A 12,505-nucleotide genomic window follows, 5' to 3' on the forward strand; every position below is an offset into this window, starting at 1 on the left:
AGGTCATCAAGCGAATGGCTTATGGTTTCCGAGACGAGGCTTACTTCTTCCTTAAAATCCGCGCCGCGTTCCCCGGAAATCTACGATGAACCTTTCTTTCTGGTCTGGAAAGGGGCAGGATATGGCGGCATCAGCCTGTTCAAGGGACTGCTGTTATCTGCAACCGCCGGAATCCTGGTCTGGACGGCACGCTTGCGTGGCAGTTCCTGGCCGGCCATTCTCTGTTGTCTGCCGCTGTTTTTGCTGACCAGCGCGGGTTGGCTGGCCAGGCCCCAGCTCTGGACATTCCTCGGCTTTTCGATCTTTGTCTGTTTGCTGGAATATCACCGCAAGGCCGGTAGTTTGCGGCTTCTGTGGCTGCCTCCTCTGGCCGTTCTGTGGGCCAACCTGCATGCCGGTTTCATTCTGTCGTTTGCCCTTCTGGCGGCCTATCTGGTCGGCGAGCCAGGGGCCCTGGTCAACCGCTGGAGCCGGCTTGGACGAAAGGAATACCTGCTGCTGTGGGTTGTGCTTGCCGGGTTGGTGCTGGCGGCATTTCTGACCCCCTATCCGGAACAGTTTTTCAGGACCCTGGTTGCTTCGCCGAATTTGGGCGCCGCGCAGAGCGAAAGCGGCAAGGCAGTAGGGGCATTTACCGCCCTGTTCAACATGGACTGGCGGCCGACGACCTTTCGGCAGGATCGGTGGTTCTACTATGCGCTGGGGCTTGGTGCGAGCTGGATGCTTCTCGGTTGGCGGCGGTTCAATCTGACCGATTTCTGCCTGCTTGCCGGCCTGTCACTGATGGGGCTCAAGCTGAGTCGCCATACCAGTTTCCTCTTTTTCGCTCTGGTGGCTTTTTTGCCGGCGTATCTGGATACGGCCGTGATGCCGGTGGTCAGGATGGTCGGAGAGAAAGGGCGGCATTTCGGTGTGGCAGTCATCGCCGTTCTGGCAGCAACGGCGATGATCTGGCTTGCCCGGCCGATCGTGACGACCGCCGGTTTTTTCGATCTCGGGCTGCGCGAGTGGCACTATCCGGTGCGGGCAACAGAGTTCATCCGACAGCAACGGCTTCCGGGCAATCTCTACAATACCTATGACTGGGGAGGTTATCTTGCCTGGAAGCTCTATCCACGCTACAAGGTGTTCTGGGACGGTCGGCAGGATGACGCCGCTATGTTTCGTCAGGGATGGCGGGTGATGGCGGGCAAGGAGGACTGGCAGGCCATTCTCGACCGGCACCGGGTCAATGTCGTCGTCACCCGTTGTCTGACCATGGATACCGGACAGCGTTATCCGCTGCTCGATCGACTGGAACAAAGCGATCAGTGGGCCCTGGTCTACGCCGACAACTGGTCGCTGGTTTTCGTGAGAAAAAAGGCCGTTGCCGACGACTGGTTGCAAAAGTATCGTCTGGACAAGGCACGCATCTGGCAGACGCTTTACAGCGAGGCCCGACTGTCGGTGGCGGAAAACCGCTGGCGGTACAAGGCATGGTGGGAAATGGCCCGACTGGATCTTCGGCAGCGGCGTTATGCCGAAGCCCTGAACCACCTGGAAGAGTACCTGAGCCGTTCGCCACAGGGCGATCCGGTTGCCGAAAACTATTATCGCATGCTGTATCCGCTGATCAGAGGCAAGGGGAACAGGGATGGCCACTGAGCCGCAGGGACCGAGTCGTCCGTTCAGGATCCTCATGCTGGCGCCGACGCCGTTTTTTTCCGACCGCGGCTGTCATGTGCGCATTCATGAGGAAGCAGAGGCGCTGAGGCGGTGCGGCCATGAGGTCGGAATCGTCACCTACCACCTGGGGCGGGATGCAGGTGCCGGCTCCGTCTGGCGCATCCCCAACATCCCCTGGTACACCAAGACCAGTGCCGGACCGTCCTGGCACAAGCCCTACCTCGACGTTCTGTTGTTTCTGAAGGCTGTCCGGGTTGCCCGAACCTGGCGACCGGATATCATCCATGCCCATCTGCACGAAGGTGCCCTGCTCGGCGTATTGCTCGGGCGCCTCATGCGGCTGCCAGTGCTTTTTGACTGCCAGGGCAGCTTGACTGGCGAGATCCTCGAACATCGCTTTGTGAGGCAGGGGTCGTTTCTGCACAAACTGTTCAATTGGGTTGAAACCTGGATCAACAGACATGTCGACCAGATTGCAACCAGTTCGACCCGAACCATGGCGGATATGCTGGAAGTCTGGCCGGAGTTGGGGGAGAGGATTTTCGCCTTGCCCGATGCGGTCGACCTGGCGGCATTTCGACCTGTGGGCAAAGATCCGGCCCTGTTGCATGAACTTGGCATACCGGAAGATCGGAAAGTTCTGGTCTATCTTGGAGCTTTGAGCGAACCTCAGGGTACTGACCTGATGTTGGAGGTATTGGCGCGCCTGTTTCGGGAACGCAGAGATCTTCATGCCTTGATCATGGGCTTCCCCGAGGAGAAATATCGCGAAAAGGCGAAAGCTCTCGGCCTGGAGGGACAGGTGACTTTTACCGGTCGGATCGACTATGCCAAGGCGTGCAGCTACCTCTGTCTGGGCGATCTCGCACTGTCGCCCAAGCTGTCCAGGACCGAGGCGAACGGCAAGTTGCTCAATTACATGGCCTGCGGCCTGCCGTGCGTTGTGTTCGATACCCCCGTCAACCGGGAACTGCTGGGAGAGACGGGTGTCTATGCCGCCTATGGTGACGCGGATGCATTTGCCGCCAGGATTGTCGAGGTGGTCGACAATCCGGAAGACAGAATGGTGCTTTCGCGGCAGGTGCGTGAGTATGTTGAGAGGCATCATTCATGGGAAGCGAGGGTTCGCAGGCTGGTGGAAGGCTACGAAGATATGCACGCATACGATGAGATGACATGATTATAGCGAAAGATATTAAACAAAAGCTTTTGGAAGGGGGAGCCTGGGTCTTCGGTGGGAAGGTTGCGACTGTCTGTCTGGGGCTGGTGACGCATGCCTTGCTCGCACGGTTGTTGCCGATCGAGGAATTTGGAGCGTATTTTCTTCTTTTGAGCGCTGTCAATGTGGCAGTCATGCTGGCGCAGCTTGGACTGAACCAAACGGTAGTGCGGTTTATATCCGAAGCTTTAGCTGTGCGTGCTTTTGATCGAGCTGCACGAGTGTTGGGGCTAGCGATTTGCTTCTGCGTGTGTGGTGCCATCGTGGTGGCATCACTTTTCGCGTTTTTGGGGGGGCAGTGGGTTGCTAAGGTCGTTTTTTCCTCACCCCCTATGGCGGCAACGACTGGCATTGCTTCATTATGGATTGTGACCCTGGCCTTGCAACAGCTCTTTGCTGAAAGCTTTCGTGGACTACACGACATCCGTTTTGCGACAGTGTTTGGCGGGTTGATCACCAGTGTACTGGTTGTTGGTGCTCTTTTGTTGCTCTGGTTTTCGGGTTGCCGGGTGAGTCTGCATACTGTCGTCAGCTTGTGCGTGGTCGCATCCGGGGTCAGTGCTCTAATGGCCGGGATCCTTATTCTGCGGAGGCTACCATTGCGATTGGCCACACAGAAGCCCAGTGCAGGTGAGGTTTGGCATGTGGCTTGGCCGTTGCTCGGCACGAGTCTTATGCTTTTTGTGCTCACGCAGGTGGACATCTGGATTCTCGGTGCGGTGCGCGGAGCTGATGAGGTCGCGGTTTATGGGGCAGCGACACGACTTATGTCTTTGGTGTCGATGCCTTTACTTATTGTCAATGGCGTCGTGCCGCCGATCATCGCACAGATGTACACACAACGGAAAACAGCTGAACTAGAACACATACTCAGAACAACGGCGACCTTTGCCGGCGTACCGTCATTGATTGTGCTGGTAATATTTATATTTTGGGGAGGTGATGTGCTTTCAATGGTCTATGGACCAAGTTTTTCACAAGCTACGGGCATTTTGCTTTTTTTAAGTGTTGGGCAGATGGTGAATGTTTGGGCGGGGTCATGTGGTCTTACACTGATGATGACGGGACATCAGATAGAGATACTGGTGATCACGTTGTTGACAGGTTTTGTTACGACAATAATGGCGTTGATTACTGTTCAACCCTGGGGAGGACTTGGGGTAGCTGGAAGTGCAATGGGCGGGATGATTCTGCAGAATTTAGCAATGCTTGGAATGACGTACAGGAGAGTTGGGATTCGAACAAATATGAGCTTTGTATTGAGATAATGTTGATCTATGTTTGGATAAATTGCTAAATTTTCTATTGCTTGAAAATAAATGCATATTGTTTGTTAATACTTTATTCGGAGCAAGAATGTGGTCAATAGATTAAAAAAAGCTATTCGCACTTTATTTGTTGAAGAAAATGCTGGTCGAAGTGTTACCGTTTTTGATGACGACATTTTCATAGTGTCATATCCAAAGTCAGGAAATACATGGGTTCGTTTCCTTGTTGCAAATGTTGTTTATAAAGATCGACAAGTTAATTTTGGATCAATTGAGCGGCTTGTTCCTGATATATATCAGCATAGTGATTTTTTTATTAGGTGTGTGTCACGACCAAGATTTATTAAAAGTCATGAGTATTTTGATCCAAGATATAAAAGGGTTCTTTACATAGTGAGGGACCCAAGAGATGTTGTTGTTTCTTATTGGTATTATAAGGTCAAGATTAGGGAAATCAAAGATGGTTTTCCGATGGATGAATTTGTAGATAGATTTGTTTCTGGTGATTTAGATCCGTTTGGATCTTGGGGCGATAACGTTGGAAGTTGGCTTGGAGCGAGAAAATATTCGTCGAATTTTATGTTGGTTCGTTATGAAGATCTCAGTAGTGATCCGGTTCTTGTGACAAAAAAAATTGTACAGTTTTTTGGCTTAGCGAGAAATGAAAAAGACATAATTTCAGCAGTAAATAATTCGTCAATCAATCATATGAAGGATCTCGAGAAAAAAGATGGACAAAATTGGAAACCCATGAAAAAAGCTCGAAGTGATATCCCCTTTGTTCGACAGGGGTCAGTCGGTGGATGGAAGAATGTGCTATCAGATGTATCGGTTGCTAAGATTGAAAACAGTTGGCGCGAACTTCTCGTTGAGCTGGGGTATGATGTGGGGGAGGGATAATGTAAATGGCGCTTGACAAGGAGGTGCTTTGTTGTCCGGATTGCGGTGGGGCCTCGGATATTATTGGGCCTATTCCGGCTTCGATAGTTTTTGCAGGTAAGACCCTGTCTAGACCGCTACCGGGAGGGGCTCTCTGTCGTTGCTCCCGTTGCCATTTGGGGTTTCGTTGGCCCCGACTTTCAAAGGATCGTATGGACCAGCTTTATAGCCAGGGGGGGAGTGAGGTTTGGTCTGTGGGGGGCGACCGTCGTCGTGACTGGCGTGAGGCTCGTCATTGTCTGAAGCGAGTGTTGCCTGTTGGGGCACGTGTTTTGGACGTCGGGTGTTTTGATGGCGGTTTTTTGGAGCCGTTTGTGGGGGACTATCGCTGTTACGGTATAGAGATTCATCCTCGCGCGCGACGACGTGCGGAGGAGAAGGGGGTTGAGATCGTTGGCGAGGAGTTTTCTGAATTGGTGGGTCAATTCGACTGTATTACCGCTATTGATGTTTTTGAGCATGTCGAATTCCCTGGTAAGTTCTTAAGGAAGTGTCTTGCAAGTTTGACCTGTGGCGGGGTGTTGCTAGTTTCGACAGGAAACATTGATAGTTTTACGTTTCGTCTTATGGGTAGTCGTTATTGGTATTGTAATATTGCAGAGCATATTTCATTTCTTAGTCCAAGATGGGTGATGCAACTGTCCGATGATTTGGGTGTGCAGATTGAGCATATGGCTTTTTTTGCTCATGATGATGTCTCTATTGCCAGGGGTATTAAATATACTGTGGCAAACGTTGTTTATTGGCTGTTCCCTAGCCTGATTCGGCGACTCAGGAATATGGGTCTAGGTGCTAAGGATGTGCGGAGGTTCCCTGCGCTCGCTGAGCACCCTCTGCCCTGGGTGTCGTGGTCAAAGGATCATTTTCTTGTTATTTTGCGCAAGCTGTAATGTGTAAATAGACTCTATGCCGCTAGGGTAGGTTTATTATGCTCATCTGGGAAGGCATTTTGTAGTTGTATTTTTTTTGGGTAGACATGATTGTGAAATATGTGTGATGTCACTTTATATTAGTGGCTGATATATCTATGATTTCAATAATTACCATAACATACAATAGTGAAAAATTTATTGAGCAGACGATCAAGAGCGTTTTGTCACAAGATTACCCTTGTTTTGAATATATAATTGTAGATGGTTTGTCTTCTGATAGAACCTTGGACATAGTAAGAAATTATGCTCGATTAGATCATCGTATAAAATGGATATCTGAGCCTGACAGAGGCATTTCAGATGCTATGAACAAGGGGATAAGTCTCGCGACGGGCGAGGTTGTATCTCACCTTCACTCTGACGATACCTATCTGCCGGGGACTCTTGGTGTGGTTTCCGGTTTTTTTCAGAGGAATCCAGAGGCAAAATGGCTAACTGGGTGCCTTCGCTATGTAGATGAAAATGGTAAAGTTCTTTATGATGGTACCCTTAGAAATGATTATTCACTTGATAGTCTCCTTTGTAGAAACATAATATCGCACCCGGCCACGTTTATTAAGCGTGATGTATTCGCTGAAGTTGGATATTTTTCTGATAAATGCCGTTATGCCATGGATTATGATTTATGGCTAAGGATTGCTGCCAAGTATCCTGTTTCTGCTATAAACAAGGTCTTGGCTACCTTTAGAGTTCATAGTCAGTCACTCTCTACCAGTGACATTCTTGAAGCCATTTCAGAAGATTTTAAAATACGGAGGAAGTATAGAAAAATATATGGTCAGACTTATTATATTTCAGATTCTTGTCGATTCATAAAAGATTATTTAATTGCGCTGTTTGGTTTGAGTAATTATTTAAAAATTTTTCGTAGTTATTTGAAAAATATCATTGCATGAAGACTGCTATAAAAGTTTTATATCTCCTTCATGATTCGCGTCGTAGTGGTGTTCCCGCTGTAGCTTCCGCCTTTATTAAGCGTGCGACCATGGTTGGAGTGAAACCAACAGTTCTGTTTGCCTATAATGGTATCTATGCCAGTGAGCTGAAGAATGCTGGGATCCCGACTCTAACTCTTGGCTCAAGAACGCCCTTTCTATGGCGTTTCAAACGTTTTCTGATGAATGTGTTTTTGTTGCTGAAGGGGAAAGAATTTGATGTTGTCCACATCCACAGTGTCAAGCTTGCTTGCTCAGTATTGGTCGCTCGTTTACTTGGCTTGAAGGCCGTTTTTCATCTCCACGAGTTGCCTCGTCGTGTTTCGTACCTGCTTCGCTTGGCGATGGCGTCCGCCGATTGCGTGGTCTTCTGCTCTGAAACCTGCGCTGCTCATTTTGATGGCATTCCGGTCCGGAAGAAAAAAACCATTGTCAATGCCATGGCATTCGGGAGGCAATCACCTACTGTACATTCCGATAACGATGTGTTGCCGGTTGTCATGGTCGCCAGTCTTAACCGTAACAAAGGACAACATCTTCTTTTGAAAGCTTTTAGCCGATTGCGTGACCCCAGGGCACAGTTGTGGCTCTATGGCACCACGGGGCTTTCTGCCCATGGTTACACCAGGTACCTCAAACGATATGCAGCAAAACATGGGATTGCCGATCGAGTTTTCATGCCGGGACCAACCTCTGACGTTTTTTCTGTTTTTTCAAATGCTGCAGTTGTCGTGCATCCATCCTCGACTGAGTCATTCGGAATGGCATTGGTTGAAGCCCAGTCCTGCGGTGTCCCTGTCATCGCTCATGACTTGGAGGGAATGCGGGAGGTTGTTAAAAATGATGTAACGGGGTATCTGGTTTCACCTGGGGATGTGGAACAGATGGCTAGGCGGCTAGAGGAGTTGTTGTCAGACGCTGGGTTGCGGAATCGCATGGGTGCTCAGGGGTATCGAATGGTGAGGGAGTGTTTTGATATCGAGTCGCGGATTCCTGAATATCGAAAGCTTTATGAGGATATGGTCTCTCCATGAACATCGTCTTCCTCGCCCCTTTCGGCATTCGCCCCAAAGGAACGCTCATCGCCCGAATGCTCCCTCTGGCTGTGCAGTTGCAGGCCCTGGGGCATAGGGTCACTATTGTCGCTCCCCCTTACACCAATCCGGAGGATTCCGGTCGGACGGAAGTCGTCGACGGTGTCACCATCCGGAACATCTCTCTTGGTGGTGGCGGCAAGCTGGCCGCTCCCCTGGTTTACGGATATCGAATGATCAGGCTGGCTCGCAGTGAACGGCCGGATCTCGTGCATCTTTTCAAGCCCAAGGGGTATGGTGGTATGGCGGCGTTTTTTCACCTCTGGGGCGGGCTGTTTCGGGAAAGAAATGTCCCTTTGTTTGTCGATACTGACGATTGGGAAGGCCGGGGCGGCATGAACAGTCTGCACGATTATTCCCGGCCGGAAAAAGCGGTTTTCGCCATCCAGGAGCGCTGGTTGCCCCGGTTGGCCCGGGGTGTGACCGTTGCCAGCCGCACCTTGCAGACACAGGTCTGGGGCATGGGGCTTCCTGCTGAGCGGGTGCTCTATCTTCCCAATGGTGTCGACGACAAAAAAGGGGGGGACGGCGCCAGGGTGCGTGACAAACACGGGATTCCTGCGGAGGGGCCGGTCGTGCTGCTGTACACGCGGTTTTTCGAGTTCGAGCAGGAACGGCTTCACCGGGTTCTGACGCAACTGGCGGCGCAGCGAAAGGATATTTCTTTTCTGGTTGTCGGCAAGGGTCGCAATCGGGAGGAAGACCGTCTGCAGGATGTCGCTGAAAGATGCGGATTTGCCGACCGGCTGGTGATGGCTGGCTGGGTTCAGCCGGAAGAGATTCCGGACTATCTTGCGGCCGCGGATGTCGCCCTCTATCCATTGGATGACACCCTGTACAATCGCTCGAAATGCCCGGCCAAGTTGACCGAGATCATTCGTGCCGGATGCCCTGTCGTGGCCGACAGGGTCGGTCAGGTTGCGGAATACCTTCCTTCCGACAGGCTGGGGATCACCTGTTCGCCGGGAGATGTGCAGGACATGGTGGATGGAGTTCTCGATTTGCTGGCGCATCCCGCAAAGCGCAGGCGAATGGGAAGGGCCGCACGACACCATCTTCTGGAAAACTTCAGTTGGCGGGGTGCGGCCGGGGAGCTCGACCGCTTCTACCGCCGGTGCCTGGGCTGAGCGTTCCGATTCATTCATGGATTCCCACCTTCGACATAAGATTTCCCTGCTTGGGGGATGCTGGCTCGCTTTTTTCCTTCTCGCCCTCCGCCCCCTCGAGTCGTTCGATACCTTCTGGCAGCTCCAGTCGGGGAAGTACATTTTCCAGACCGGCCAGTTTCTCTACCGCGATACCTTCAGCCTGGCGGCGGATGTCTTCCGGCTCGAGCACTGCTGGCTGCACGACCTGGTGCTTTATCTGCTCCACGGACTGGGCGGCTATGCGCTGCTGGTCTTGTTCAAGGCGGGCATGATCGCCGCCTGCGGCGTTCTGCTGCTGGGGCAGGCACTGCGCCGGCAGGTGCCTGCCGAGGTGACGGTTCCGGTGCTGCTCTTGTGCCTGGTTGCTTCCGCCGATTCCTGGCTGGTGCGCCCCCAGCTCTGGACCTTTCTCTTTTCCGTTCTCTATCTCGGTCTGCTCTACGCCGGGCGCAAGCTGGGCTGGCGCGCCTGGATCTGGCTGGTGCCGCTGATGCTGCTCTGGGCCAACCTGCACGCCGCCTGTATTTTCGGGTTCGCCCTGCTGGCCGCCTTCGGAGTGGGGGAGCTGTGGCGCTGCCTGCGGCGGGAGACGAACTGGCGGCAGTTCGGCGTTTTTGTCAGTGTCGCGCTGGCGGTTTTCGGCATCTCCTTTGTCAATCCCTACAGCTGGCGCATCCCGCTGGGGCAGCTGGCGGCCCATCTCGACCAGACCAGGGTCCTCACCGGCGAGGCGGCGTCCACGCTTTTCGGCAACATGGAATGGCTGCCGCCGACTTTCGCGCAGGTGCCGCTCTTCTACCTGGTGATGGTCCTGTGGGCGCTGCTGATACTGCTGCGGTTGCCGCGTCGGCAGTGCGATGTCGCCGAACTGGTGTTCTTTCTCGGCTTTGCCTACATGGGGTTCAGCCAGATCCGGCATACCACCCTGGTAGCCCTGCTGGCCGGGTTTTTCCTGCCGCCGGCGCTCTGGCAGGTGGTGCGGACGTGGTTTGCCGACCGGCTGGAATCGCCCGCGATACGCAGGACGCTGCTGGTCCTGTCGCTGGTGCTGCTGGTCGGCCTGCCGGCCATGGCGGCGCTTAAGGGCAGGCTCGGCCTGGGGCTGAAGGCCGGAAACTACCCGGTCGCTGCCGCCGATTTTCTGCTGGAAAAGAAGTTGCCCGGCAACATCTACAATGCCTACGACTGGGGCGGTTACCTGATGTGGCGGCTGTTTCCCGATTACCTGGTCTTTGTCGACGGCCGCTCCGACAGCCGCGAATTTTTCGACAGCTCGACCCGGATCGAAAACGGGCTGCCGGGCTGGCGGCGGGATCTCGACCGCTACGGCGTCAACACCATCATCACCCGCACCTGCTTTTACGACAGCGGCGGGCCGCAGAACCTGATCAGCAACCTGGTGCGTCAGCCCGGCTGGACCCTGGTCTATCGCGACGAGGTGGCGGTGATTTTCGTTCGTGACGTCCCGGCGAGCGAAAAGGTGCGCAGGCGGTTCGGCCTGCCTTCCCGCGAGGCATACCGCACCATGCTGGCCGAGGCCCGCCGGCTGCAGCAGGAGGGCTATCCCCGGCCTCGCGCCTGGCTGGCCATCGGCCGGGCGAGCTACGCCCTGGGCGACAAGGCAACCGCCCTTGTCGCCTACCGGCGCTACCTGCAGGCGGCGCCGCAGGACCGGGAGGCGCGGATGATGGTCGATCTTCTCGGGGGAGGACGACCATGACGGAGAACCGGTTCGATCGTGTCGACCGGATATGGCTGGCCCTGCTGTTCGTGGTGGCTTTCACCGTCTTTGCCAACACCTTCGGCAACGGCTGGACCTACGACGATTTTCCGGTGATCGTCGACAATCCGGATGTGCGTTCGCTGGCTGCCTTTCTGCACGACAGCCATCCGGGAAGGCCGCTGCGCGAACTGACCTATCTGCTCGACTACCGCCTGTTCGGCTATGCTCCTGCCGGCTGGCATGTACAGCAGATTTTCTGGCACGCTCTCTGTGGAGGGCTGGTCTATCTGCTTGGTCGGCATCTGCGAATCGTCCACTGGGCTGCCGGTCTGGCGGCGTTCCTTTTTCTGCTGCATCCGATTCAGGTCGAGGTGGTGGCCAACCTGTCGCATCGCAAGGACAGCCTGGCGCTGGCCTTCGGCCTGTTGGCCATTCTGGCCTATTTCCGCTTTCTGGAGCGCGCGAAAGATGGCTGGGGCTGGCTTGTCGGGGCGGTGACCTGTTTCGGCCTGGCCCTGCTCGGCAAGCAGACGGCCGTTGTCGTTCCAGTGCTGTGGCTGCTGAGCGAGATGCTGGGGATTGCGGGACCGCGTCGGCTGCTCTGGTCGCGCCCTGCCTGGAGTCTTGCCATCGGTTCAGTGGCGGTGCTGGGCGGAGTCTGGTGGCTGGCGGGTTCCGGCAAGGGGATATCCCTTCTGGCGTCGATGCGGGATACGCTTGCCTTCAAGGCCAACTATTTCGGACCTTTTACCGTCGGCATCTATTACCTGACCATTCTGAAATCCTGGATGTTCATGGGCCTCAAGCTGCTCTGGCCGGTGAAGCTGGCGGTGGAGTACACTTTCCCGGTAGCGAAACGGCTTGCCGACCCCTGGGTGCTGGCGGGAGGGGCCGTTCTGCTGGCCGCCGGCTGGTGGCTGTGGACGGGATGGCGGCGTCGGCCAGTCGGTTGCTGGCTGCTGCTGGCGGGATGGTTCTTCTTCCTGCCGACCGCCAACCTGATCCCCATGACCTACCTGGCGGCCGACCGCTATTTCTATGCTCCTCTGGCCTTCTGGTCTCTTCTGGTCGCCTTCGTGCTGCAGAGGCTTTCCCTGTCGAGGCGGGCGGTGGTGGCGGTGTCCCTGCTGGTGCTGGCGGTCCTCGCCGGGCTGAGCTGGCGGCAGTGCGCGGTCTGGCGCTCGCCGCAGACTCTCTGGCAGCGGGTGATCGAAGTCAGTCCGGATTCGGCCTTCGCCCTGAACAACATGGGCAATCTGGCCCTGCAGAGGGGAGACCGAAAAAAGGCTGAAGAGTTTTACCGCCGCTCGGTGGCGGTCAATCCGCTCAACCCGACTGCGCATTACAATCTGGGAATGCTGGCCGAGGCGCGTGGTGACTTGCGCCAGGCCCTGGAGCACTACCGCGACTTTGCCCGTATCGATCATCCGGTCTATCGCAAGCAGCTGCAGGCGCTGCGGCAGCGGCTGCGGTATGTCTATGGCATTGTTCTCTGAGCGATAGGGAAGCATTCAGGTGCGAGGTACGAGCCGAAGAATTCTGCACAATGCCGGTTGTCACGGGGAACTCCTGCTGGTTTTGG

Annotated in this window: 10 protein-coding genes; all 10 read left to right on the forward strand. The window is 54.6% G+C overall.

Annotated elements, in window-relative coordinates:
• The coding region (locus EDC39_RS13230) for a hypothetical protein (RefSeq protein WP_222862886.1) at window positions 1-1,644 on the forward strand (1,644 nt) is incomplete at its 5' end.
• Window positions 1,634-2,845: a glycosyltransferase family 4 protein gene (locus tag EDC39_RS13235; protein WP_246140258.1), complete on the forward strand. Its 1,212-nt coding sequence runs from the start codon at window positions 1,634-1,636 to the stop codon at window positions 2,843-2,845. The genes EDC39_RS13230 and EDC39_RS13235, both read left to right, overlap by 11 nt.
• Window positions 2,842-4,152: a lipopolysaccharide biosynthesis protein gene (locus EDC39_RS13240; protein ID WP_148896872.1), complete on the forward strand. Its 1,311-nt coding sequence runs from the start codon at window positions 2,842-2,844 to the stop codon at window positions 4,150-4,152. Before EDC39_RS13235 ends, EDC39_RS13240 begins: the two co-directional genes overlap by 4 nt.
• Before the next feature lie 90 nt (window positions 4,153-4,242).
• Window positions 4,243-5,052: a sulfotransferase domain-containing protein gene (locus EDC39_RS13245; RefSeq protein ID WP_187426804.1), complete on the forward strand. Its 810-nt coding sequence runs from the start codon at window positions 4,243-4,245 to the stop codon at window positions 5,050-5,052.
• Window positions 5,053-5,243: 191 nt separating this feature from the next.
• Window positions 5,244-5,981: a class I SAM-dependent methyltransferase gene (locus tag EDC39_RS13250; protein WP_187426805.1), complete on the forward strand. Its 738-nt coding sequence runs from the start codon at window positions 5,244-5,246 to the stop codon at window positions 5,979-5,981.
• A 137-nt stretch (window positions 5,982-6,118) separates the two neighbouring features.
• Window positions 6,119-6,919 (forward strand): glycosyltransferase family 2 protein, encoded by an 801-nt coding sequence (locus EDC39_RS13255; protein WP_148896875.1) that lies wholly within the window; start codon window positions 6,119-6,121, stop codon window positions 6,917-6,919.
• Window positions 6,916-7,992, forward strand: coding sequence for a glycosyltransferase (locus EDC39_RS13260; protein ID WP_148896876.1), 1,077 nt, complete (start codon window positions 6,916-6,918; stop codon window positions 7,990-7,992). Before EDC39_RS13255 ends, EDC39_RS13260 begins: the two co-directional genes overlap by 4 nt.
• Entirely contained in the window at window positions 7,989-9,179 is a 1,191-nt protein-coding gene (locus tag EDC39_RS13265; RefSeq protein ID WP_148896877.1) for a glycosyltransferase family 4 protein, read from the forward strand. Before EDC39_RS13260 ends, EDC39_RS13265 begins: the two co-directional genes overlap by 4 nt.
• Window positions 9,180-9,195: 16 nt before the next feature.
• Window positions 9,196-10,920, forward strand: a complete 1,725-nt coding sequence (locus EDC39_RS13270; RefSeq protein ID WP_148896878.1) for a tetratricopeptide repeat protein — start codon at window positions 9,196-9,198, stop codon at window positions 10,918-10,920.
• On the forward strand, window positions 10,917-12,419 hold the full coding sequence (locus EDC39_RS13275; protein ID WP_148896879.1) for a tetratricopeptide repeat protein: 1,503 nt from the start codon (window positions 10,917-10,919) through the stop codon (window positions 12,417-12,419). Before EDC39_RS13270 ends, EDC39_RS13275 begins: the two co-directional genes overlap by 4 nt.
• The last annotated feature ends 86 nt before the right edge of the window (window positions 12,420-12,505 follow it).

The organism is Geothermobacter ehrlichii (assembly GCF_008124615.1).
GTDB lineage: Bacteria > Desulfobacterota > Desulfuromonadia > Desulfuromonadales > Geothermobacteraceae > Geothermobacter > Geothermobacter ehrlichii.